This is a genomic window from Streptomyces sp. R-07 (assembly GCF_049913175.1).
Lineage (GTDB): Bacteria > Actinomycetota > Actinomycetes > Streptomycetales > Streptomycetaceae > Streptomyces.
In genome coordinates this window covers 5536270-5559909 of record NZ_CP183978.1, presented here as the reverse complement: position 1 = coordinate 5559909, position 23640 = coordinate 5536270, and the positions used below count along the sequence as shown (strand labels likewise).

At 72.3% G+C, this 23640-nt stretch carries 21 protein-coding genes; 11 read left to right on the top strand and 10 right to left on the bottom strand.

The features are described from left to right. Positions 1–69 precede the first annotated feature (69 nt). Positions 70–1371, top strand: coding sequence for a threonine--tRNA ligase (thrS, locus tag ACN9M0_RS25705; protein WP_426404284.1), 1302 nt, complete (start codon positions 70–72; stop codon positions 1369–1371). 15 nt (positions 1372–1386) lie between these two features. On the opposite strand, the gene ACN9M0_RS25700 is transcribed toward thrS, so the two are convergent. The 3 genes from ACN9M0_RS25700 to ACN9M0_RS25690 are packed head-to-tail and all read right to left on the bottom strand — an operon-like array spanning position 1387 to position 2708. Next, the gene (locus ACN9M0_RS25700; protein WP_366036042.1) at positions 1387–1725 is read right to left on the bottom strand and encodes a thioredoxin family protein; all 339 of its coding nucleotides are present in this window, start codon (positions 1723–1725) and stop codon (positions 1387–1389) included. A 5-nt stretch (positions 1726–1730) separates the two neighbouring features. Next, positions 1731–2141, bottom strand: coding sequence for a MerR family transcriptional regulator (locus ACN9M0_RS25695; protein ID WP_399696052.1), 411 nt, complete (start codon positions 2139–2141; stop codon positions 1731–1733). A gap of 42 nt (positions 2142–2183) precedes the next feature. Next, positions 2184–2708 carry an Lrp/AsnC family transcriptional regulator gene (locus ACN9M0_RS25690; RefSeq protein WP_366036044.1) on the bottom strand — a complete coding sequence of 175 codons (525 nt, stop codon included), beginning with the start codon at positions 2706–2708 and terminating at the stop codon, positions 2184–2186. A gap of 67 nt (positions 2709–2775) precedes the next feature. On the opposite strand from ACN9M0_RS25690, the gene ACN9M0_RS25685 reads away from it, so the two are divergent. Both ACN9M0_RS25685 and ACN9M0_RS25680 read left to right on the top strand, forming a co-directional pair. After that, complete coding sequence (locus ACN9M0_RS25685) at positions 2776–3672, top strand: NAD-dependent epimerase/dehydratase family protein (protein ID WP_426404283.1); 897 nt, start codon at positions 2776–2778, stop codon at positions 3670–3672. Next, positions 3672–4553 carry an aldo/keto reductase gene (locus ACN9M0_RS25680; protein WP_366036046.1) on the top strand — a complete coding sequence of 294 codons (882 nt, stop codon included), beginning with the start codon at positions 3672–3674 and terminating at the stop codon, positions 4551–4553. Before ACN9M0_RS25685 ends, ACN9M0_RS25680 begins: the two co-directional genes overlap by 1 nt. 297 nt (positions 4554–4850) lie before the next feature. Here ACN9M0_RS25680 and ACN9M0_RS25675 read toward each other — a convergent pair whose 3' ends face one another. Next, positions 4851–6203, bottom strand: coding sequence for a cation:dicarboxylate symporter family transporter (locus tag ACN9M0_RS25675; RefSeq protein ID WP_366036047.1), 1353 nt, complete (start codon positions 6201–6203; stop codon positions 4851–4853). A 187-nt stretch (positions 6204–6390) separates the two neighbouring features. Here ACN9M0_RS25675 and ACN9M0_RS25670 point away from each other — a divergent pair, with 187 nt between their 5' ends. The 4 genes from ACN9M0_RS25670 (at position 6391) to ACN9M0_RS25655 (ending at position 10306) form a co-directional block, all read left to right on the top strand. Continuing rightward, positions 6391–8043: a sensor histidine kinase gene (locus ACN9M0_RS25670; RefSeq protein ID WP_366036048.1), complete on the top strand. Its 1653-nt coding sequence runs from the start codon at positions 6391–6393 to the stop codon at positions 8041–8043. After that, positions 8040–8735, top strand: coding sequence for a response regulator (locus ACN9M0_RS25665; RefSeq protein WP_366036049.1), 696 nt, complete (start codon positions 8040–8042; stop codon positions 8733–8735). Before ACN9M0_RS25670 ends, ACN9M0_RS25665 begins: the two co-directional genes overlap by 4 nt. A 197-nt stretch (positions 8736–8932) precedes the next feature. Further along, positions 8933–9541 (top strand): helix-turn-helix domain-containing protein, encoded by a 609-nt coding sequence (locus tag ACN9M0_RS25660; protein ID WP_399696137.1) that lies wholly within the window; start codon positions 8933–8935, stop codon positions 9539–9541. A 24-nt stretch (positions 9542–9565) separates the two neighbouring features. Continuing rightward, complete coding sequence (locus tag ACN9M0_RS25655; RefSeq protein ID WP_366036050.1) at positions 9566–10306, top strand: tyrosine-protein phosphatase; 741 nt, start codon at positions 9566–9568, stop codon at positions 10304–10306. 145 nt (positions 10307–10451) lie between these two features. On the opposite strand, the gene ACN9M0_RS25650 is transcribed toward ACN9M0_RS25655, so the two are convergent. Together ACN9M0_RS25650 and ACN9M0_RS25645 are read right to left on the bottom strand one after the other, a co-directional pair. Next, the gene (locus ACN9M0_RS25650) at positions 10452–11444 is read right to left on the bottom strand and encodes a hypothetical protein (protein WP_426404282.1); all 993 of its coding nucleotides are present in this window, start codon (positions 11442–11444) and stop codon (positions 10452–10454) included. A 741-nt stretch (positions 11445–12185) separates the two neighbouring features. Further along, the gene (locus ACN9M0_RS25645; protein WP_366036052.1) at positions 12186–13211 is read right to left on the bottom strand and encodes an ATP-dependent 6-phosphofructokinase; all 1026 of its coding nucleotides are present in this window, start codon (positions 13209–13211) and stop codon (positions 12186–12188) included. A gap of 305 nt (positions 13212–13516) precedes the next feature. Here ACN9M0_RS25645 and pta point away from each other — a divergent pair, with 305 nt between their 5' ends. The 3 genes from pta (at position 13517) to pyk (ending at position 18346) form a co-directional block, all read left to right on the top strand. Next, complete coding sequence (pta, locus tag ACN9M0_RS25640; protein WP_426404281.1) at positions 13517–15610, top strand: phosphate acetyltransferase; 2094 nt, start codon at positions 13517–13519, stop codon at positions 15608–15610. After that, a complete protein-coding gene (locus ACN9M0_RS25635) occupies positions 15607–16833 on the top strand; it encodes an acetate kinase (protein ID WP_366036054.1) in 1227 nt (408 codons plus the stop codon). The genes pta and ACN9M0_RS25635 overlap by 4 nt, the downstream gene beginning before the upstream one ends. A gap of 82 nt (positions 16834–16915) precedes the next feature. Next, on the top strand, positions 16916–18346 hold the full coding sequence (pyk, locus tag ACN9M0_RS25630) for a pyruvate kinase (protein WP_366036055.1): 1431 nt from the start codon (positions 16916–16918) through the stop codon (positions 18344–18346). A gap of 78 nt (positions 18347–18424) precedes the next feature. Here the strand turns inward: pyk and ACN9M0_RS25625 are convergent, their stop codons facing one another. From ACN9M0_RS25625 to ACN9M0_RS25610, 4 genes are all read right to left on the bottom strand, one after another. Beyond that, positions 18425–19732, bottom strand: coding sequence for a hypothetical protein (locus ACN9M0_RS25625; RefSeq protein ID WP_399696138.1), 1308 nt, complete (start codon positions 19730–19732; stop codon positions 18425–18427). After that, the gene (locus ACN9M0_RS25620) at positions 19722–20291 is read right to left on the bottom strand and encodes a DUF6114 domain-containing protein (RefSeq protein WP_366036057.1); all 570 of its coding nucleotides are present in this window, start codon (positions 20289–20291) and stop codon (positions 19722–19724) included. Before ACN9M0_RS25620 ends, ACN9M0_RS25625 begins: the two co-directional genes overlap by 11 nt. 115 nt (positions 20292–20406) lie before the next feature. Beyond that, entirely contained in the window at positions 20407–21072 is a 666-nt protein-coding gene (locus ACN9M0_RS25615; protein WP_366036058.1) for a DUF6230 family protein, read from the bottom strand. Between the two features lie 604 nt (positions 21073–21676). Next, positions 21677–22642 carry a tetratricopeptide repeat protein gene (locus ACN9M0_RS25610; protein WP_366036059.1) on the bottom strand — a complete coding sequence of 322 codons (966 nt, stop codon included), beginning with the start codon at positions 22640–22642 and terminating at the stop codon, positions 21677–21679. 331 nt (positions 22643–22973) lie between these two features. Between ACN9M0_RS25610 and ACN9M0_RS25605 the strand changes: the two genes are divergently transcribed. Next, positions 22974–23606, top strand: coding sequence for a TetR/AcrR family transcriptional regulator (locus tag ACN9M0_RS25605; protein WP_366036060.1), 633 nt, complete (start codon positions 22974–22976; stop codon positions 23604–23606). Positions 23607–23640: the final 34 nt, after the last annotated feature.

The window sequence follows — 23640 nt, the reverse complement described above, 5'->3', positions numbered from 1 at the left end:
CCGCATGAAGCGCGCTGCGATGAGGACGACGACGCCGGAGAGTGTCCCGGCGCGCTGACCGTTGTTCCAGTGACGAAGCCCCGGGGCGAGTGCCCCGGGGCTTCGCGCTGTGGTCACTCGCCCGCCGTACGCGAGGAGACCACCGTGCACGACCACCGCAGGCTCGGCCGCGAGCTGAACATCTTCGACACCGACCCGCTGATCGGCTCCGGGCTGCCGTACTGGCTGCCCGACGGCGCCGTCGTACGCCACGCCCTGGAGGAGTACGTCCGCGGGGCCGAGCGCCGGGCCGGGTACCGGCACGTGTACTCCCCGGTCCTCGGCAAGCGCGAGCTGTACGAGGTCTCAGGGCACTGGGCGCACTACAGCGACGACATGTTCCCGCCCATGGACCTCGGCGGCGAGCAGTTCGTCCTGCGGCCCAGCCTCTGCCCCCACCACGCGCTCATGTACCGCGCCCGCCCGCACAGCTACCGCGACCTGCCGCTGCGCATGGCCGAGCTCGGCGGCATGTACCGCTCCGAGCTCTCCGGCGTCCTGGGCGGGCTGACCCGGGTCCGGGCCATCCAGCTGAACGACGCGCACGTCTTCTGCACCCTGGAGCAGGCCGCCGAGGAGGCCGCCGCCGCCCTGGACCTGATCCGGCGGGCGTACGAGGCGCTCGGCATCGTGCCCGCCCGGTACCGGCTCTCGCTGCCCGGGCCCGGCGGGAAGTACGTCGCCGCCCCCGAGCTGTGGGCGCGGTCCACCGCCCTGCTGCGCGAGGTCCTCGACGCCTCCGGGCTGCCCTACGAGGCCGCCGAGGGCGAGGCCGCGTTCTACGGGCCGAAGATCGACGTCCAGGTCGCCGACGCCGCCGGCCGCGAGTCCACCCTGTCCACCGTGCAGATCGACTTCCACCAGCCCGAACGGTTCGACCTGCACTACATCGGCGCGGACGGCGCCAGGCACCGGCCCGTGATGATCCACCGCGCCGTCATCGGCAGCGTCGAGCGGGCCGTCGCCCATCTCCTGGAGCGGCACGGCGGCGCCTTCCCCGCCTGGCTGGCCCCCGTGCAGTTGATGATCCTGCCGGTCTCGGAGGCCGAGCTCCCGCAGGCCGGCCGGCTGGCCGCGCGGTGCGCCGGGCTCGGACTGCGGGCCGAGGTCGCGGGTCCGGAACGGGGCAGCCTGGGCGCCCGCGTCCGGGAGGCCAGGCTCGTGCCGTACCAGGCGGTCGTCGGCGCCCGGGAGGCCGCAGACGACCTGGTGGCCCTCCGCCTCCGCGACGGCCGCCGGCTCCCCGCCGCCCCGGCCGAGGAGATCCTCGGCCGGATCGGGGACCTGATCGGGTCCCACGCCACCGAGCTCTGGGGCCAGGAGTCGTCCTGATCGGCACAACACCCCCTAGCCGAGTACGTCCTCCAGGTCGGCCAGGAGGCGGCGCTTCGGGCGGGCGCCGACGATCGACTTCACCGGCTCGCCGGCCCGGAAGACCATGAGGGTCGGGGTCGCGAGGACCCCGTACCTCATCGTGGTCTCCGGGTTGCGGTCCACGTCGATCTCCACGATCCGCAGCCGCGCCGCCTCCTCCGAGGCGATCGCGCCGAGCACCGGCTTCAGCTGCCGGCACGGCCCGCACCACTCGGCCGTGAACTTCACCAGGACCGGCAGCTCGGCGCCCAGCACCTCCGCGCCGAAGTCCGCGTCCGTGACCTCGGCCACGCTCTCCGCGTACGTCGTCATCCCCGTCACCCTTCCGTCTCCGTCACCACTTCGAGTTCGCACCGGGGCTCCGGGCCGTGCGGCAGTTCCGCCTCGGCCCGCAGCAACTGGGCGCCCACCTCGGCGCGTACCGCCCGGAGCTGTTCGATGAGCCCGTCCAGTTCGGCGACCTTCCGCCGGTAGACGGCGATCGACGCGGGACAGGAGTCCCCCGCCGGGTGCCCCGCGCGCAGGCAGTCGACGAACGGCCGCGTCTCCTCCAGCTCGAACCCGAAGTCCTGCAGGGTCCTGATCTGCTGGAGCAGCCGCAGGTCGTCCTCGTCGTACGTGCGGTGCCCCTGGTCCGTACGCCGGGCGGTCAGCAGACCGCGGGACTCGTAGTACCGCAGGGTCCGCGTGGTCGTCCCGGCCCGCTCGGCCAGCTCTCCGATGCGCATGTCCCCGACCGTAGGCCTTGACGCCGACGTCAGGGCAAGGGGTCAGCGCGAGGTCGGCGGGAGGAGGGGTTTGCGGACGACCGGGGAGGACAGCACGATCGACGTCGTGGTCCGGCCGAGCGCCGAGGTCTGCTCCAGGACCTCTTCCAGGTGGATGGTGTCGGTGACGGCGACCTTCAGGATCCAGCAGTCCTCGCCCACCACGTGGTGGACCTCCAGGACCTCGGGTCGGGCGGTCAGCTCCAGGGTGCGGGGGTGCTTCAGGGTGTAGCCGCCGTGCGGGTTCACGCGGATGAAGGCCTGGATGCCGTAGCCGAGGAGCGCCGGGGAGACGTGCGCGCCGTAGCCGGTGACCGCCCCGCTCGCCTCCAGGCGGCGGACCCGTTCGGTGACGGCCGCGGGGCTGAGCCGGACGCGGCGGCCGAGCTCGCTGAGCTTGATGCGGCCGTCGGTCTGCAGGAGGTCCAGGATCTGCCGGTCGATGGGGTCGAAAGCGGCTGCCGAGGTTTCGTCGGTGGCGGCGCGCGAATGCCGTGGTTCCTTCGGCGGGACGGCCTGCACTCCCATGTTTCCCCCTTCAATCAGCGAGCGCACAACGTAACACTTGTCCCCGGAAGCAAGGGAGTTGGGATTCATGGACATTCTGGTCATCGGCGGAAACCGCTATTTCGGAAAGCGGCTCATCGCGCTGCTGCGGGAATCCGGGCACCGGATCACGGTGCTCAACCGGGGTTCTTCCGCCGCGCCGGAAGGAATCGAGCAACTGGTCGCCGACCGCGACGACGAGAACGCGCTCGAATCCGTTCTCGCGGGCCGTTCCTTCGATGTCGTCGTGGACCAGGTCTGCTACACCCCGCGCCAGGCGGAGATCGCCCGGCGCGTGTTCGGGACGCGCACCCGGCGCTATGTGATGACCTCGACCGTGGAGGTGTACGAGTACGAGGACTCGGCCGCACCGGTCGCCGAGTCGGCCCTCGACCTGGGTTCGGTGACCGTCGACACGGGCCTGGCCTGGGAGGACCCGGAGTTCCTCGGGGCGCACTACGGGGAGGGGAAGCGGCAGGCCGAGGCGGTCTTCGCGGCCGGGTCGCCGTTCGCCTGGACCTCGGTGCGGGTGGCGCACGTGCTCGGCGGCGCGGACGACTTCACCGGCCGGCTCGACCACTACGCGCGGCGGATCCGCGCGGGCGAACCGATCGCGGTACCGGTGGTGAACCACCCGGCGACGTATGTGTACGTGGAGGAGATCGCCGCTTTCCTCGCGTGGGCGGTCGAGTCGGACTTCACCGGGCCGGTGAACGCGCATTCCCACGGTCCGCTCACCACGGCCGACATCTGCGCGGAGATAGAGAAGCTGGCGGGCGGCCGGACGGTCTTCCAGGAGGTGGAGGTCGGCGAGGTCTCGCCGTTCTCCTTCGCCCGCTCGTACGGCATGGACAACTCCCGTGCGACTTCGCTCGGTTATTCGTTCGGCGATTCCGGCGAGTGGCTCGCGAAGGCCGTCGCCGAGACGGTCGGGGCGGTGCGCTGATGTCGTACCGGATGCTGGGGGACGTACGGGTCGGGGCCGTCGGGCTGGGCACGATGCCGCTCTCCATCGAGGGCCGGCCGGACGAGGCGCGGGCCGTCGCCACCGTGCACGCCGCCCTCGACGCGGGGGTGACCCTGCTGGACACCGCCGACTCCTACCACCCGCCGGGCGGCACGCCGGGCGAGGGCGAGCTGCTCGTCGGGCGGGCCCTGGCCTCGTACGGCGGTCGCACGGACGAGGTGCTGGTGGCGACGAAGGGCGGCCGGGGGCGGACGGCCGACGGCGGCTGGACCGTGGACGGACGGCCCGAGCACCTGCGGCGGGCGGCGGAGGGCTCGGCGCGGCGGCTCGGCGGGGACGCGATCGGGCTGTACCAGCTGCACAAGCCGGACCCGGGCGTGCCGTACGCCGAATCCCTGGGTGCGGTACGGGAGTTGCTCGACGCGGGTACAGTGCGGCTCGCCGGGATCTCGAACGTGGACGTCGAGCAGATCCTGCTGGCCCGCGAGGTCCTGGGCGACCGGCTGGTCTCCGTACAGAACCGCTACTCGCCGGCGGTACGGGACAGCGAGGCGGAGCTGCGGCTCTGCGCGGAGCTCGGCCTCGCCTTCCTGCCGTGGAGCCCCCTGGGCGGGATCTCCCGGTCCTCCCTGGACGGGGCGTCCGCCCTGGAGGAGGACCCGGAGTTCGGAGCGTTCCACCGGGTGGCGCGGGCGCGCGGGGTCAGCCCGCAGCGGGTGGCGCTGGCCTGGCTGCTCGCCCGCTCGGAGACGGTGCTGCCGATCCCGGGGGCGAGCCGGCCGGAGACGGCACGGGACTCGGCGGGGGCGGCGGACCTCCGCCTCTCGGCGGAGGAACGGGCGGAGCTGGACGGCCGGTGACAGCGAGGAGGGGCCCCGGCAGGCTGCCGGGGCCCCTCCTCCCGAGGCCCGGATCCGGCTCAAGGCCCGGGACTCGGGGTCTCACACGGCCACGCCCCACCCCGGGGGCCGGGGGGGGCCGAGGCCCCGGGGTTCGGGGCCTCGGCCCAGGGCCTGAGGCCCGGGGCCGAAGCCCCCCCGGGGCCGGGGCCAAGGACTGAGGCCCGGGGCCGGGGCCGAAGCCCCCCGGGGCCGGGGCCAAGGACCGGGGGCCGTGGCCGCTGCCCGAGGGGCGGGGCCCCGAAGGGCCCCCGGCCGTCAGACGCCCGCTCGGGCCTTCTCCTCGTCCGGGTCGGCGCGCTGGTCCGGGACCGGGGTCGGTGCGTGGTCGTCGACGAGGGTCTTCTCGTCGAAGGGGACCCGGCCGGCGAGGACCTCGGTGACCCGCGCCTTGTCGATCTCCTTGGTCCACGTGCCGACGAGCACCGTCGCGACGGCGTTGCCCGCGAAGTTGGTGAGGGCGCGCGCCTCGCTCATGAAGCGGTCGATGCCGACGATCAGGCCCACCCCGTCGACCAGCTCGGGCCGGTGCGACTGGAGGCCGCCCGCGAGGGTGGCGAGGCCCGCGCCGGTGACGCCCGCGGCCCCCTTCGAGGCGATGATCATGAAGACGAGGAGCGAGATCTGCTCGCCGATCGAGAGCGGGTCGCCCATCGCCTCGGCGGTGAAGAGGGAGGCCATCGTCAGGTAGATCGCGGTGCCGTCGAGGTTGAAGGAGTAGCCGGTCGGCACCGTGATGCCGACGACGGGCTTGCTGACGCCCAGGTGCTCCATCTTCGCGATCAGCCGGGGAAGGGCCGACTCGGAGGACGAGGTGGAGAGGATCAGCAGGAACTCGCGGCCCAGGTACTTCAGGAGGGACCAGATGTTGATCCCGGCGACCAGGCGCAGGAGCGCGCCGAGCACGACGAAGACGAAGAGTCCGCAGGTCAGATAGAAGCCGATCATGATGACGGCGAGGGACTTGAGGGCGGCGGCCCCGGTCGCGCCGACGACGGCCGCGATCGCGCCGAACGCGCCGACCGGAGCGGCCCACATGATCATGCCGAGGATGCGGAAGACGAGCCGCTGGATGTGCCCGATGCCGCGCAGGACGGGTTCGCCGGCGGCGCCCATGGCCTGGAGCGCGAAGCCGGCGAGGAGGGCGACGAGGAGGGTCTGCAGGACCTCGCCCTCGGTGAAGGCGGAGACGATGGTCTTGGGGATGATCCCGAGCAGGAAGTCCGGCGTGGACTCGCTCGCGCCCTCGGCCTGCTTGGCGCCGGCCTCGGCGAGCTCCTTGGTGAGGTGGAGCCCGGAGCCGGGCTCCAGGAGGTTGCCGACGAGCAGGCCGATCGCGAGTGCGACGGTCGACATCACGAGGAAGTAGCCGAGGGCGAGCCCGCCGACGGCGCCGACCTTCGCGGCCTTCCGGACCGAGCCGACGCCGAGCACGATCGTGCAGAAGATGATCGGCGAGATCATCATCTTGATCAGGTTGACGAAGCCGGTGCCCAGCGGCTTGAGCTCGACGGCGACGCCCGGCGCCACGAACCCGACCGTGATGCCGAGCAGTACGGCGCCGATGACGGCCAGATACAGATAGTGGGTACGGTCCCGGCGTGCGGCCACGGGGTCCTCCTCGTGCTGATGGGTGTCCACGTCCCGGTGGACCTCCGCGACTATCCATCAGCCTGTGACCCGGGTCACGGTTACGTACGTTTCGTTCACGACCGAAACGAGAACCGGCCCCGGCGGGCAGGGCACGATTCGGGAACGCGTCGCCGCCGCGCACGTTCCCACGTGCACACTTACCCGCATGCGCCTCCCCTTCCCCCGCCCCCGCAGCCTGGCCGGCCAGCTCTTCGCGATGCAGGTCGTGCTCGTGGCCGTCGTGGTGGCGGGGTGCGCGGTCTTCGCGTACGTCACGGACCTGACGCAGGCCGAGGAGACCGCGCGGCGCCAGGCGACGGCGACCGCCGCCGCCGTCGCCGACTCCCCGTCCGTGGTCGCCGCCGCCCGCTCCGCCGACCCGACGGCCGCCCTCCAGCCGTACGCGGAGTCGCTGCGCCGGCACGCGGGCGTCGCCTTCGTGGTGATCATGGCCCCGGACGGCACCCGCTGGACGCATCCCGAGCCCGCGCAGATCGGCCGCACGTACCTCGGCCACATCGAGGAGGCGCGGCAGGGCCGGCTCTACTCGGAGACGCACCTGGGCGTCCTCGGCCCCTCCGTGCGGACGGTGGCGCCCGTCCTCGACCACGGCCGGGTCGTCGCCCTGGTCAGCGCGGGCATCACGATCGACAAGATCAGCGAGCAGGTACGGGAGCAGGTGGCCGCCCTGCTCGGCATGGCGGGCGCGGCGCTCGCGCTGGGCGGCGCGGGGACGTATGTCGTGAACGCGCGCCTGCGCCGCCACACGCACGGCATGAACGCGACGGAGCTCAGCCGGATGCACGACTACCACGAGGCCGCGCTCCACGCGGTCCGGGAAGGGCTCGTGATGCTCGACGGACGGCGGCGGATCGCCCTCATCAACGACGGGGCCCGGGAACTCCTCGGCCTCGACGACGGCGTCGTCGGCCGGCCCGCCGCCGAACTCGGCCTGCCCGCGACGCTGACCGGCGCGCTGCTCTCCTCGGAGCCGCGCGTCGACGAGACGCACCTGACGGCCGACCGGGTCCTCGTGGTCAACACCCGCCCGGTGGTGGGCGGGGAGCGGCGCGGCACCGTCGTCACCCTCCGGGACCGCACCGAGCTCCAGGCGCTGTCCGGTGAGCTGGACTCCGAGCGGGGCTTCACGGAGGCGCTCCGCTCGCAGGCCCACGAGGCGGCGAACCGGCTGCACACGGTCGTGTCGCTGATCGAACTGGGCCGGGTGGCCGAGGCCGTGGAGTTCGCGACGGCGGAGCTGGAGCTCGCCCAGGCGCTCACCGACCGGGTCGTCGACGCCGTCGGCGAACCGGTCCTCGCGGCGCTGCTGCTCGGCAAGGCGGCACAGGCCAACGAGCGGGGCGTGGAACTGGTCCTCACCGACGACAGCCGCATCGACGACGGCCGGGTGCCGGCGGCCCTGCCCTCCCGGGACCTGGTGACGATCCTCGGCAACCTCATCGACAACGCGGTGGAGGCGGTCGGCGGGACCCCGCACGCGCGCGTCACGGTCACGGTCGCGGCCCGCGCGGGCGACGGCGAGCTGCTGCTCCGCGTCGGCGACAGCGGCCCGGGCGTCCGCCCCGCCGACCGGGAGGCGGTCCTCGGGCGCGGCTGGTCCACCCGGGGCCCCGGCCGCGGCCTGGGCCTCGCCCTGGTCGGCCAGGCGGTCTCCCGCGCCTCGGGCACACTGGAGGTCACGGACGCGGAGGAGGGCGGCGCGCGGTTCACCGTACGGCTGCCGCTGCCGCTGCCGGTGCCGCCGCCCCGGGAGGCCGGGACCACCGGAACGGACGCCGGCTCGGAGGTGACCGCGTGAGTACGAGACCTCTCCGGGTCCTCGTCGTCGAGGACGACCCCGTCGCGGCCGACGCCCACGCGCTCTACGCGGGGCGCGTCGAGGGCTTCAGCGTCGTCGGGGTCGCGCACTCGCGGGCCGCCGCCGTGCGGATCCTCGACCGGACGCCGGTCGACCTGATCCTGCTCGACCTCTACCTGCCCGACGGGCACGGCCTCCAGCTGCTGCGCGCGCTGCGGGCCGCCGGGCACTCCGCCGACGTCATCGCGGTGACCTCCGCGCGCGATCTGGCGGTCGTCCGCGAGGGCGTGTCGCTCGGCGTCGTCCAGTACGTCCTGAAGCCGTTCGCCTTCGCCACGCTGCGGGACCGGCTCGCCCGCTACGCCGAGTTCCGGGCGGCCGCCGGGGAGGCCTCCGGGCAGGACGAGGTGGACCGGGCCCTCGCCGCGCTCCGTGCCCCGCACCCGGCCACGCTCCCCAAGGGGCTGAGCGCCCCGACGCTGGAGGCGGTCACCCGTACCCTCCGCTCCACGCCCGCGGGGCTCACGGCAGCCGAGGCCGGAACGGCGGTCGGGATCTCCCGGATCACCGCGCGCCGCTATCTGGAGCACCTGGTCACGGAGGGCCGGGCGGTGCGCGCCCCGCAGTACGGGCAGATCGGGCGGCCCGAGCTCCAGTACCGCTGGCTCGACGGCCCGGCGCGCGGATACTGAGCGGGACCCACCGGACCTCGTCGAGCGGAACCGCGGTTACCGAGCGGTTCCCATGTTCCTACGACGCGGTACGTTGGGCGAACGCACCGTAGCCAGCCGTCACCCTCCGCACCTACCGTGGCCGGGTGCACCAACCCTCACCGTCCTCCCCGCCCTTCGACGCCGTGGCCGCGCGCCGGCTCCGCGAGGCTCTCGGCATGGCCCCCGGTCACGTCGCCTACGGCCTGCGGGCGCAGTACGGCCTCCTGGTCACCCCGGACACCGTGGTCGACTGGGAGCGCGGCAGGGCGGTCCCGAGCGAGCAGGAGCTCACCGCCCTCGCGGGCGTCCTGTGGTGCTCCCCCGCGGAGCTGATCGCCGCCGCCACGACCCTGCGCGAGCACCGGGTGGCGCGCGCACTCTCCGCCGAGGAGCTCGCCCGACGGGTGGGCGTGTCGGCCTCTGCGTACCAGCGGATGGAGGACGAGGGCCGCTGGCGCGGCACCGAACGCCAGACCTTCGCCCTCGCCGAGGCGCTCGGCCTCGACCCCCGCGCCCTGATCACGGCGACCGGCGGCGACGAGCCCCTCGCCGAACTGCTGCGCGACGCGGCCACCACGCGCTGGCAGGCGTACGTGAAACCGACCGTGAAGATGGTGCCGCTGCCCAAGCGGATCGTGGAGTCCGCGCTCCAGCGGCTGCACACGGAGTACCACGCCCGGATGGCGGCGACCAGCAGCTGGGGCGCCTCGGCGGCGACCGGCGACGAGGGCCGCGCCTACCTGGAGGAGATCACCGCCCACTTCTGGGCGGCGGTGGGCCCGTAGCGACGGGGCCATAGATTGGCCTCCGTGAGACGACACATACCCTTCGACCGACTCCACAACTTCCGTGACCTGGGCGGCTATCGGACCGCCGACGGCGGGACCGTGCGGTGGGAGATCCTCTACCGCTCCGACTCCCTCGGCAAGCTCACGGACGCCGCCCCGGCCGACCTGGAGCGCTTCCGCGCGCTCGGCGTGGGCACGGTGATCGACCTGCGCTATCCGTGGGAGATCGCTGCCAAGGGCCGCCTGCCGGAGACCGAGGACGCCGCCTGGCACAACCTCTCCATCGAGCACCGCCCCTACGACCAGGAGGCGATCGACCCCGCCCTCGACCCCTGGCGCTACCTCGCGGACCGCTTCGCCGAGGTCGCCGAGGACGGCGCGGAGGAGCTCCGTACCGCCCTGGAGCTGATCGCCGCCGCCGAGGAACCGCTCGTCTTCCACTGCGCCTCCGGGAAGGACCGTACGGGTCTCCTCGCGGCCGTCGTCCTCGGCCTCCTGGAGGTCCCGGACGAGGAGATCCTCGCGGACTTCGCCCTCACCGAACTGGCCACGGAGCGGCTGATCGACGACTGGCGGGCCACGCACCCGGGCCGGGAGCCGCGCTGGCCGGGCTACGGCCGCGCGCCCGCCGACATCATCCGGCTGTTCCTCGCGGACCTGCGCGAGCGGTACGGCTCGGTGTACGCGTACGTCACCGGCCACGTCGGTCTCGACCCGGCGGTGGTGACGGCACTCAAGGCCCGCCTGGTGGAGGCCTCTTAGGGACCCCCCCGGGGGTCTCAGACCTTGGGAGAAGCAGGTGCAGGTGCGGGCGCGGTTCGCCGCCGACGACGGCTTCCGGGCCCGCTTCCTCAAGCCACCACGGCCGGGGTCCACGCTCGCCGAAATACGCTGAGGGCCGGCCCCGTCAGTCCTCCCGGTCGAAGTCGAAGAGCTGGCCCGCCGCGTCCGGCGCGCAGGGCGCCTGGGCGAGGCGGGCCCAGGCGGCCGAGCGGTCGCCGACGACGGTGACGCAGCTGCCGGGGGTCGCGGAGCCCACCGGGACGATCCGGTAGCCCTCGACGGGAGTTCCGTACGCCTCCAGGGCGAAGGACTCGACCCGGGTCGGGTCGCCGCACTCGGAGTCCTCGTACGCGGCGTCGGGTATCCGGCCGCCGGAGGGTATGCCCGAGCAGCCGGGACCGGAGTCGGGGTGGTCCGAAACGATCCTCCACCGGCCGCCCCCCACCTCCGCGAGCGAGTAGCCCGGGAGGCCCGCGGCCGCGCAGGGCACCTGGTGGACCTGGCCGGTACGGGGGCCGCGCCGCTCGCCGAGGCAGTACTCGGTGCCGACCACCCGGATGCGGACGTCCCCGGCGGCGGGTGCGGTGGGTGTACGGGGCGGATGCCCGCCGTGGCCGTCCCGCAGGAAGGCGACGACGCTGACGCCGGCGAGGACGAGCCCGGCGAGCGCGACCACCGCGACGAGACCGCGCCGTATCCGTGACCGGGGCCCGGGCCGACCCCCGCCCGGGTCCGCGACCCCGCCCAGGTCCGCACCCGGCTCCGGGTCCGGGTCCGGAGCCGCATCGCCGTCCGGTCCCTCATCCGCGCCCGGCCAGGCGGGCGCCCCTCCCCGTGCCGCCAGCCCGTTCCGTACCGTCTGCCAGTCCTCCACCTCGGCCGGTGTGACCCCGCACGCGCGGACGAACATGGTGAGCAGCTCCGCGCGCGGCAGGGTGGGGCGGGACAGCATGTTCCCCACCGTGGAGCGGGGCAGGTCGTCACCGTGCGCCTCCGCACGCGCCGACAGCTCTCGGTGGGTCAGGCCCGACCAGACCTTGAGGGCCTGGAGGCACGCGAGGAACTCGGCGGGGCTCCTTGCCTCCCGTGGATCAGGAGCGTGCTCCCCCGGCGTCATCCGCGTCTCCCCCTTCGGCCGGACAGGGTTGGGACATGTCCGGGACAGCCCAAGCGTCTCTGATCAGCTGAGTGATCCCATGTCAGACATAGTGTCTCGCGCGGGTTCTGTCCACCGTGGAGGGGTGGCGCGGGCGTGCAGGTGGAAGCCCGCGCCCAGTGCTGCCCCTCGTGGCCGGTGCCGGTCGGTGGGGGTGCTGATCGTTGTCACGTCCTGGTGCCGGTGGGCTGCGCGGGGCAGCCGGGCCGTCGGGGTGATGACCGCGCGGGTTTCGAGGTTGTCCACGACCGTGCGGATGGCCATGGTGCCGCTGGTGCGGTCGGTGATGGTCTTGGTCTGGTGGGTGAGGCCGCGTGCGGCGATCCGTCGCCACGCGCCCTGGTCGCGGTCGCCCTGCCAGCCGCATCCGGTGCGGTCGGGGCAGATGGCCCCACACGGACCGACGTCACCATCACCACAACACCGCGAAACCCTACGGACAGCCAAGGAAATGCGTCAGCCTTGTTGATCTCGCGCCGGGGCTCAAGAGTGGAATCCGGCACCTCCGGGGGATGCCGGGCACGGCGAAGTGGCCCCGACCGTCCACGGGGGGATGGTCAGGGCCACTCGGGTCGTACGGGGTCCCGGAGGGAATCCGGCAAGGGTCGGGGCGGAGATCCCGGCGGACCGGAGGCCCGGGCCGGGCAGGCCGGGCCTTGTCCGGGTACGGGCCTCGTCCGGGCCGGGTACGGGCCCGTCCCGTTAGAAGACCGACTCCGCCTCGCGCATGCGGTCCTCGGGGACCGTCTTCAGCTGGGTCACGGCCTCGGCGAGCGGAACCATCTCGACGTTCGTGCCGCGCAGCGCCGTCATCCGACCGAAGTCGCCGCGGTGCGCCGCCTCCACCGCGTGCCAGCCGAAGCGGGTCGCGAGCACCCGGTCGTACGCGGTCGGCGTGCCGCCGCGCTGGACGTGGCCGAGGATGACCGGGCGGGCCTCCTTGCCGAGGCGCCGCTCCAGCTCGACGGCGAGCTGGTTGCCGATGCCCTGGAAGCGCTCGTGACCGAACTGGTCGATCTCGCCCTTCTTGTAGTCCATGGAGCCCTCGGCCGGGTGGGCGCCCTCGGCGACGCAGATGACGGCGAACTTCTTGCCGCGGGCGAAGCGCTCCTCGACCATCTTGACGAGGTCGTCGACCTGGAAGGGACGCTCGGGGAGGCAGATGCCGTGGGCGCCGCCGGCCATGCCGGACTCCAGGGCGATCCAGCCGGCGTGGCGGCCCATCACCTCGACGACCATCACCCGCTGGTGGGACTCGGCGGTGGTCTTGAGGCGGTCCATGGCCTCGGTGGCGACGCCGACGGCGGTGTCGAAGCCGAAGGTGCGGTCCGTGGAGGAGATGTCGTTGTCGATCGTCTTGGGGACGCCGACGACGGGCATGCCGGCGTCCGAGAGCATCCGGGCGGCGGTCAGGGTGCCTTCGCCGCCGATGGGGATGAGGACGTCGATGCCGTACTCGCGGGCCAGGTCGGAGGCGGAATCGGCGGCCTCGCGGAGCCGGTTCCGCTCCAGGCGGGCCGAGCCGAGGATGGTGCCGCCGCGGGCCAGGATGCCGCTGACGGCGTCGAGGTCGAGGGGGCGGTAGTGGCCGTCGAGGAGGCCCTTGAACCCGTCCTCGAAGCCGATGACTTCGTCGTCGTGGCCGGTCAGCGCCCGGTGCACGACCGACCGGATCACTGCGTTCAGGCCGGGGCAGTCGCCGCCTGCGGTGAGAACTCCGATGCGCATCGTGCTGTGTCTCCTGCTCGGTCGCGGTCCTTGGTGAGCCATCGCAATTCTCACACGCGCAGCCTGACGGGTGCGCTCGTCGTCGGTCCGCGCGTCCCCGCGGGCGGCCCCGTGGAGGCCTTTCGTCCCGGGTTTCCGGGCCCTTCGTCCGGCGGGCGACGTAACCATCGGCGGGGGTATTGTCAAGGGGGTAATGCCGCCCTATCGGGGCTTTCTGAGCACTGTCGATTGACGCACGGGCCGCGCAAAGGTGCCGCGAGGACACCGCTCGGCCCCTTCCGCAGGACTGGACAGGAGACCACGGCGTGACGCGCAGCGTGTACGTGACCGGGATCGACCGCGGTGACGGCCGCCAGGTCGTCGAGCTGGGAGTCATGGAGCTCCTGACCCGCCAGGTGGACCGGGTGGGGGTGTTCCGTCCGCTGGTGCACCACCGTCCGGACCGGCTCTTCGACCTGCTGCGCGCCCGCTACCGGCTCGCCCAGGACCCGTCGACGGTGTACGGCATGGACTATCACGAGGCCTCCGCGCTCCAGGCCGAGCAGGGCACCGACGAACTGGTCTCCCGGCTCGTCGACCGCTTCCACGCGGTCGCCCGCGACTACGAGGTCGTCCTCGTCCTCGGCACCGACTTCGCCGCCACCCAGCTCCCCGACGAGCTCGCGCTCAACGCGCGCCTGGCCAACGAGTTCGGCGCCTCCGTCATCCCGGTGGTCGGCGGCAAGGGCCAGCCCGCCGAGTCCGTACGGGCCGAGGCGCGCAACGCCTTCCGGGCGTACGACGGGCTCGGCTGCGACGTGCTCGCGATGGTCGTCAACCGGGTGGCCGGCGAGGACCGCGGGCCCATCGCCGAGCGGCTCACGGCCCGGCTGCCCGTGCCCTGCTACGTCCTGCCCGACGAGCCGGCGCTCGCCGCGCCGACGGTCGCCCAGATCACCCACGCGCTCGGCGCCTCCGTCGTCCTCGGCGACGACGCGGGGCTCGCGCGGGACGCGCTCGACTTCGTCTTCGGCGGCGCGATGCTGCCGAACTTCCTCAAGGCGCTGACTCCGGGCTGTCTCGTCGTCACCCCCGGGGACCGGGCCGACCTGGTCGTCGGCGCGCTCGCCGCGCACTCGGCGGGCACGCCGCCGATCGCGGGCGTGCTGCTCACCCTGAACGAGCGGCCCGACGACGAGATCCTGACCCTGGCGGCCCGCCTCGCGCCCGGCACGCCGGTGATCTCCGTGCCCGGCAACAGCTTCCCGACGGCCACCGAGCTGTTCGCCCTCGAAGGCAAGCTGAACGCGGCGACCCCGCGCAAGGCGGAGACCGCCCTCGGCCTCTTCGAGCGGCACGTGGACACCACCGACCTCCTCAAGCGGATCTCGGTCGCGCGCAGCGGCCGGGTCACGCCGATGATGTTCGAGCACGAGCTGCTGGAGCAGGCCCGGGCCGACCGGCGCCGGGTGGTGCTCCCCGAGGGCACCGAGGAGCGGGTGCTGCGCGCGGCCGACGTGCTGATCCGCCGTGACGTCTGCGACCTGACGCTCCTCGGCGACGTCGAGACCATCCGCAAGAAGGCCGCCGACCTGAGCGTGGACCTGGGTGCCACGCAGCTGATCGACCCGCAGACCTCGGAGCTGCGCGACACGTTCGCGGAGAAGTACGCGGCGCTGCGGGCCCACAAGGGCGTCACCGTCGAGCTCGCGTACGACGTCGTCTCCGACGTGAACTACTTCGGCACCCTGATGGTCCAGGAGGGGCTGGCCGACGGGATGGTCTCGGGGTCCGTGCACTCCACGGCGGCGACGATCCGGCCGGCCTTCGAGATCATCAAGACGAAGCCGGAGGCGTCGATCGTCTCCTCGGTGTTCTTCATGTGCCTCGCCGACAAGGTCCTGGTGTACGGCGACTGCGCGGTCAACCCGGATCCGAACGCCGAGCAGCTCGCGGACATCGCCGCCCAGTCGGCGGCGACCGCGGCCCGCTTCGGCGTGGAGCCGCGGATCGCGATGCTGTCGTACTCCACCGGCACCTCGGGCTCCGGCGCCGACGTCGACAAGGTGCGGGAGGCGACCAAGCTGGTCCGCGAGGCGCGTCCCGAGCTGCGGATCGAGGGCCCGATCCAGTACGACGCGGCCGTCGAGCCCTCGGTCGCGGCGACGAAGCTGCCGGGTTCGGAGGTGGCCGGCCAGGCGACCGTGCTGATCTTCCCGGACCTCAACACCGGCAACAACACCTACAAGGCCGTGCAGCGTTCGGCCGGCGCCGTGGCCGTCGGCCCGGTGCTCCAGGGTCTGCGCAAGCCCGTGAACGACCTCTCGCGCGGCGCGCTCGTCAGCGACATCGTCAACACGGTCGCCATCACGGCGATCCAGTCCCAGATCCCCACCCCGGCTCAGGAGCTCCCCGCATGACCGGCACCCCCACCCGCGTCCTCGTCCTCAACTCCGGCTCCTCGTCGGTGAAGTACCAGCTGCTCGACATGCGTGACGACAGCCGCCTGGCGCAGGGGCTCGTGGAGCGGATCGGCGAGGAGACCTCCCGGCTCGTGCACACCCCGCTGCGGGGCGGGGAGAAGCGCGAGAAGAACGGGCCGATCGCCGACCACGCGGCCGCGCTGAAGGCGGTCGCCGAGGAGCTGGCGGCGGACGGTCTGGGGATGGACTCCCCCGAGCTGGCGGCGATCGGCCACCGGGTGGTGCACGGCGGGCTGCGGTTCACGGAGCCGACGGTCATCGACGGCGAGGTGCTCGCGGAGATCGAGCGGCTCGTGCCGGTGGCGCCGCTGCACAATCCGGCGAACCTCGTCGGCATCCGTACGGCGATGGCGATGCGCCCGGACCTGCCGCAGGTGGCGGTCTTCGACACGGCCTTCCACACGACGATGCCGGAGTCGGCGGCGCGGTACGCGATCGACGTGGAGACCGCCGACACGTACCGGATCCGCCGGTACGGCTTCCACGGCACCTCGCACGCGTACGTCTCGCGGGAGACGGCGCGGCTGCTCGGCAAGGAGCCGGAGGAGGTGAACGTGATCGTGCTGCACCTGGGGAACGGCGCGTCCGCCTCGGCGGTGCGGGGCGGCCGGTGCGTGGACACCTCGATGGGCCTGACGCCCCTGGAGGGCCTGGTCATGGGCACCCGCTCGGGCGACATCGACCCGGCGGTGACCTTCCACCTCAAGCGGGTGGCGGGCATGTCGGCGGATGAGATCGACGTGCTGCTGAACAAGAAGTCGGGGCTGGTGGGGCTCTGCGGCGACAACGACATGCGGGAGATCCGCCGGCGGATCGACGAGGGCGACGAGCGGGCGGCGCTGGCCTTCGACATCTACGTGCACCGCCTGAAGAAGTACATCGGCGCGTACTACGCGGTGCTCGGCCGGGTGGACGCGGTGGCGTTCACGGCGGGGGTCGGTGAGAACGCGGCGCCGGTGCGGGAGGCTGCGATCGCGGGCCTGGAGGAGCTGGGGCTCGCGGTGGACGCGGACCTCAACTCCGTACGTTCCGACGAGGCACGGATCATCTCGCCGGTGTACGCGCGGGTGGCGGTGGCCGTGGTGCCGACGGACGAGGAGCTGGAGATCGCGCGCCAGAGTTACGCGCTCGTTCTGGACGGGGCGAGCTCGAACGAGTGAACGCCTGAGCGGGCCCGCGCCCATTTGTACTTTCCGCCAGACGGAATATTCCGCAGTGAAACAAACCGATAGGATCCGCCTCATGCGCCGTTCCAAAATCGTCTGCACGCTGGGCCCCGCCGTCGACTCGTATGAGCAGCTGAAGGCTCTCATCGAGGCCGGTATGAACGTGGCCCGATTCAACTTCAGCCACGGATCCCAGGCAGAGCACCAGGAGCGGTACGACCGCGTCCGGCAGGTCTCCGCGGACACCGGGCGCGCCGTCGGCGTCCTCGCCGACCTCCAGGGCCCGAAGATCCGTCTGGAGACCTTCGCCGAGGGACCGGTCGAGCTGGTGCGCGGTGACGAGTTCACCATCACCACCGACGACGTCCCCGGGGACAAGTCGATCTGCGGCACCACCTACAAGGGTCTGCCCGGCGACGTCTCCAAGGGCGACCAGGTCCTGATCAACGACGGCAACGTCGAGCTGCGGGTCGTCGAGGTCGACGGCCCCCGCGTCAAGACCATCGTCGTCGAGGGCGGTGTCATCTCCGACCACAAGGGCATCAACCTGCCCGGTGCGGCGGTCAACGTCCCCGCCCTGTCGGAGAAGGACGTCGACGACCTCCGCTTCGCCCTGCGGATGGGCTGCGACATGGTCGCCCTGTCCTTCGTCCGCGACGCCGACGACGTCAAGGACGTCCACAAGGTGATGGACGAGGAGGGCCGCCGGGTCCCCGTCATCGCCAAGGTCGAGAAGCCGCAGGCCGTCGAGAACATGGAGGCCGTCGTCGCGGCCTTCGACGCGGTCATGGTGGCCCGCGGCGACCTGGCCGTCGAGTACCCGCTGGAGCGGGTCCCGATGGTGCAGAAGCGTCTGGTGGAGATGTGCCGCCGCAACGCCAAGCCGGTCATCGTCGCCACCCAGATGATGGAGTCGATGATCACCAACTCGCGGCCGACCCGCGCCGAGGCGAGCGACGTCGCCAACGCGATCCTGGACGGCGCGGACGCGGTCATGCTGTCGGCGGAGTCCTCGGTCGGCGCGTACCCGATCGAGACCGTGAAGACGATGTCGAAGATCGTCGCCGCGGCCGAGGAGGAGCTGCTCTCCAAGGGCCTCCAGCCGCTGGTGCCGGGCAAGAAGCCGCGCACCCAGGGCGGCTCCGTCGCCCGCGCGGCCTGCGAGATCGCCGACTTCCTCGGCGGCAAGGCGCTGGTCGCCTTCACGCAGTCCGGTGACACGGCCCGCCGGCTCTCCCGCTACCGGACGCAGCAGCCGATCCTGGCCTTCACGACCGACGCGGACACCCGCAACCAGCTCACCCTGAGCTGGGGCGTGGAGTCCTTCCTCGTCCCGTTCGTGGACACCACCGACGCGATGGTCGACATCGTCGACGCGGAGCTCCTCAAGCTCCAGCGGTACAGCGCGGGCGACACCATGATCATCACCGCCGGCTCGCCCCCCGGCGTCCCCGGCACGACCAACATGGTCCGCGTCCACCACCTGGGCGGCGCCGAGAAGGCCTGACCTCCCGAGGCATGACGAAGCCCCCGTCCGGTGCGGACGGGGGCTTCGTCGTGTGCGGCTCCCGGAGTGGTACGGGGGTCAGCTGGGCTCGATCGTGTTGCGGAGGCCCGAGACCTTGAGGGTGCCGCCGAACTGGCCCGCCTGCTTGAGCTTCACGCTGGTGAAGAAGGCGAAGGGGACGTCGAGCGGCGGCGGGGACTCGGGGGCGAAGGTGATCGGGATGAGGCCGAAGAGGTTGCCCTTCAGCTCCTCGGTGTACATGGTCACCGTGCCGTTGCGGATGGTCGAGGTCGTGCCCTTGTCCGAGCGGATGTGAGCGGTGCGGCCGTCGGAGTGGTCCGTCATCTGGTGCAGGTCCTTGATGTCCACCGAGGACGCGGTGAACTTGAGGACCTTCTTGATCTTGCCGCCGGCGGTCTTCACCTCGACGATGCCGTGGTACTTGAGGCCGCTCAGCGTGAGCAGGCTGCTCTCCAGGCGCCAGGGCTCGTCCGGCAGGAGGGGGATGCCGGGCTCCAGCTCGGCGTCGGCGAGCGCCTGCTGGTCGAGCTCGGGGCACGGGAAGCGGGGCTTGGCCCCGTCGGGTATGTCCGTGTCCTTCGTGACGTCGAGCCCCTTGGCGCTCTCCGGGAGCTCCTGGACCTCGGCACCGGCCTTCGCGGCGGCCTTCTCGATCTCCGTCCGCGTCTTCTCGGCGGCCGGGTCGGCCGCGGTCTTCGGCTTCGCGGACGCGGTGGCGTCCGGGGCCGGCGCGTCGGTGGCCGGCGCCTTCTCGGCGGGGGCCTCCGTCTGCTGCGGAGCGGCGGTCGTCGGCGCCGCCGTGGTGGGCGTGGCCGTCGGCTCCGTGTCGGGGCCGTCGAAGAGGTCCTTCAGGGCGTCGCCGAGGCCCAGCGGGTCCAGCGGGTTCTTGGACTGCGTCGGCGAGGGGGTGGCCGTGGGGGTCGCGGTGGGCGCGGGGGCGGCCGTGGCGCGCTCCTGCGTCGTCTGCGTGCCCGTCTGTCCGGTCGCCGTCGCGGTGGGCGTCGGGGTCGCGGACGGAGTCACGGTGGCGGACGACGTGGCGGTCGCCGAGGGGGTGTCCGTCGGCTTGACCGTGGCGGTGCCGGTGGGCTTGGCGCCGTCGTTCGGCTTCGCCGTGTCGGAGGCCTCGGGCGTCGGCTCGTCCGAGCGCGTCACACAGGGGCCGGGGGCGAAGGGGATGTCCTTGTCGTCGGCGAGGGCGAGCCTGGGCGTGAGCCCCATGCCCACGAACACCGCGGTGGGCATGGCCGCCAGTGCCATCGCCTTCCCGGCGGGGCCCTGGATCCTGTTCAGCAGCGACTTGCGCGGGGCCGCGTGACGCGGGCCCTCCTTCGCGAGCGCCGACTGATTCTCGTCACCCCGCACTGTTCCTCCCGCCATTGGCGTCGATCGTCGTTTCGGTCGCCTGGTGCTCCGCCTCGCGCTGCTCCGGGACCGCGGCCGCGGGCACGACCTGCGTCTCGGGCTCCGCGCCGGCCTCGTCCGAGGCCTCGGGCCGACCGTCGTGCTCTGCGTCCGCGATCTCCTCGACCGGGGGCGCGGGCGCCCAGGCGGCGGACAGGCCGCCTCCGATGAGGGCGAACAGGAATCCGATGACGAGGCCGCCGAAGTTCGACACCGGGATGGAGACGAGTGCCAGGACGATCGACGCGACACCGGCGAACACCCGGACGACGGGCTGGAACCACATCGTCAGACCGAGGGTGACGAGCAGGACGCCGATGATCAGCGCACCCGATCCGGCGGTCGTCTGCATGGCCATGGTGATGTTGCCGAGCCGCATGTCCCCGTAGGGGAGGTAGGCGATCGGTACGCCGCCGATCATGGTGAACAGTCCCGCCCAGAAGGGCCGGGTCTGCCTCCAGACCTTGAACCGGTTCTCCTTTTGGGGGACTTCGCGGGAGGCGGGGATCTCGGCGCTCATGGAACAGCTCCCTGGAAGCGGTGTTGCTGAGAAAGATTGAAGGAACCCTGCGGGTGGGACCGCACGGGACGGCCCCACCCTCCGGATCGGATCGGTCCTCAGGGACCGGCCGGTCCTAGTAGCACTCGGCGTCCGTGCCGCGGTGCAGCGACAGGTGCAGGTCGGGCAGCTTGAAGGTGCCGGCCGTGGTGGCCCAGGCCTTCTGCTGCACGTTGTTCAGCGTCGCCTGGTCGGCACGCTGGCCGAAGCCGTACGGGTTGGCCTTGGTGTTGGGCTGGATGCCCGGCTTGCCCGGCTGCTTCGCGAGCGCGCCCGCGGCGACGCCGATGTCGAGGTTCTTGAACTCGGCGTCGGTCTTCAGGTCCGAGACATCGAGGTAGATGTCCTTCGCGTAGACCTTGTCCTCGTCCTTGCCGGTCTTGACGGCGTCGGTGCCGGCCTCCAGGCGGAGGGTGACGTCACCGATGAACGGCACCTTCGGCGTGACGACCGACTGGCACATGTTCGTGATCCAGGCCTCGGAGAAGCCGGACACGGCCACGGGGGCGGCGAAGTCCTTGCCCTCGAGGTCCTTGCCCGCGTCCACGCTGCCGTACTGGACGAAGTCCGTACCGACGAGGCTGTTGGCCTTAACCTTGAATTCCTGGCCGGAGATGCTGAAGGACGCGGCGAGCGCGCCCTGGGCCAGGCCGACACCGATCGCGGCCGTCGCGGCCACGCTCGGGACCATGACGACGGCGAACCGCTTCCATCTGGTCCCGCCACGAACCTGGGACTTCATGAGAATTCCTCCTTCTCGGACGTACATCTCCGGAGGGGCCCGGGGGCCCGCCCTGGGATGGGAGAAGAGCTACGTCCTCGGGAAGGAGAGCGCCGAGGCATCAGGCGGCGCGATGCGCGTCCGAATCACCGGCGATCACCCCCGAGCGACAACCATGGATCACGCCTTCGAGCGCGACCTGATTTCGGACAGGCCCCGTTCGTGAGAGCGGGAACCCCCCTGTCCGCGACCGGTGCCGGAACACCGGTCCACTCGGTGGGGACCCTCGCCGCGATCCCGGTTGGTTGCCGGGGTGGTGCGGTTCGGACCGAGCGTCGCCGATCGTGGTCCATTCCGGGCCCCCGCACAAGGGGGTTCGTTACTGGCTAGTAACGGGTGGATAACCACGCCATGGCGGGGCGGTACCGAACGGGCACGCTGGGTACGTTCGAGCGGTGGGGAATGTCGGCAGATCATCGTATGAATCCGGACAGAACGCCGGGTTCGATTTACTGCAAGTAACAGCGGCCGCGATTACCAAGTTTTGGTAAAGCGCGGCCGCGATTTGTCACCCTGCTGCCAAATCGTCAAACGATCCGGCGCCCTGCACCAGGCAGGAGGAGCCTCAGAACAGCACCCGGGCGAGGGCCTGCCGGGCCGCCGTCACGCGCGGGTCGTCGGTGCCGATCACCTCGAACAGCTCCAGGAGACGCAGCCGCGCCGCGTTCCGGTCCTCGCCCGCCGTGCGGCGCACGGTCTCCACGAGGCGCCCGAAGGCGTCCTGCACGTGACCGCCCACCAGATCGAGGTCGGCGGCGGCGATCTGCGCGGTGACATCGGCCGGGTTGTCCGCCGCGGTCCTGCGGACGGCGCCGGGGTCCAGGTCCTGTACCCGGGTGAGCAGTTCGGCCTGCGCCAGGCCGAGCTTGGCCTCCGGGTGGGCCGGGTCGTCGGCGAGCACGTTCTTGTACGCCTGGACGGCACCCGCCAGGTCACCCGCGTCGAGCGCGGACATGGCCGCTTCGAGGAGGGCGTCGTACGGGCCGGCCGGCCGCGCGGCGGGGGCCGAGGCGTCGGCGTCGGTGTCCACGGCGATGCCGGTGAGACCGAAGCGCTCCTCGCCGACCTGGATCAGCTGGTCGAGGGTCTCCCGGATCTGCGCCTCGGGCACCGCGCCCTGGAACAGCGGCAGCGCCTGACCGGCGACCACAGCGAAAACGGCCGGAATTCCCTGGATGCCGAACTGCTGCATCAGCATCTGGTTGGCGTCGACGTCGATCTTCGCGAGCAGGAAGCGGCCGTTGTACTCGACGGCGAGCCGCTCCAGGAGGGGGCCGAGCTGCTTGCACGGCTCACACCACTCGGCCCAGAAGTCGAGGACGACCGGAACCTCGGCGGAGCGCTGGAGCACATCGCGCTCGAAGCCGGCCTCATCGACGTCGATCACCAGGGCCGACGGGGGCACCGCGGCGGAACCACCCTGCCGGGCGGCTTCGGCGCGCACCTGCTCCGCCTTCGCCTTGGCCTCTCCGGCCGCCTTCACCGCGGCGAGGTCGACGACGCCGCTCATGGACATGTTTCGGGGCTGCATGGATACATCCTCCCCCTTCCGCGCGCGTAACCGGTAAGCCATGGCTGAACCGTGCCGTCCGCGCATCTCCCGCCGGTGTGCGAGACGCGTGGACGACACGGTTCTTCGTCTTCGGTGGCGCCGGATCCCCACCCGACACCTTTGTGTTTCGCGCCGGGTCCCCACCCGGCACTGTGGTTGTCGCTCAGGCCGCTCAATGCCTTTCGCTACAGGTCGTAGCGTAACTCCAGGGAGGGAGCGCGCGGGAGGGAGCGAGCGGGATCCGCACGGTGAACTGCCTCACATCACCGGCCTCTGGCGCGGTACCTACCGGCGGGTATGGTCATTTTCCATGTGCAGCCGTACCAAGCCCCGCAGCACCCGCACCGGGCGCCCCCGCTCCACCGAGGCCGACACGGCCATCCTGGAGGCGACCCGCGCGGCCCTGGTCGAGCTGGGCTGGTCCAAGCTCACGATGGGGGACGTCGCCGGCCGCGCGGGGGTTGCGAAGACGACCCTCTACCGCCGCTGGGCCAACAAGAACGAGCTCGTGGTGGACGCCGTCGCCGTCCTCTTCGACGAACTCGAACTGCCCGACCTGGGTTCCCTCCAGGCCGACATCGAGCACGTGGTCCTGCAGTTCGCGACCCTCCTCGAACGGCCCGAGACGAAGACGGCCCTGATGGCGGTCGTGGCCGAGTCGACCCGGGACGAGCCGCTGCGCGAGCGCATACGCACCTCGATCGTCGACCGTCAGAAGCGACTGGTCCTCGCGGGCCGCGAGCGGGCGCAGCAGCGCGGCGAACTCCCCCAGGAGCACCCCGCGACCACGGTCGCCGCCCTCGACGACCTGATCTTCGACGTGGTCGCCGGCGCGGTGGTGCACCGCGCCCTGGTGAGCGCGGAGGCGGTGGACGAGCCCTGGGCGGCGCGCCTCTCCGCGCTGCTCCTCGGTGGTCTGGGCGCGGCGGCGGCCACGGGCTGAGCGGGGAACACAGCGGGGGCGGTACGGGAGTTCC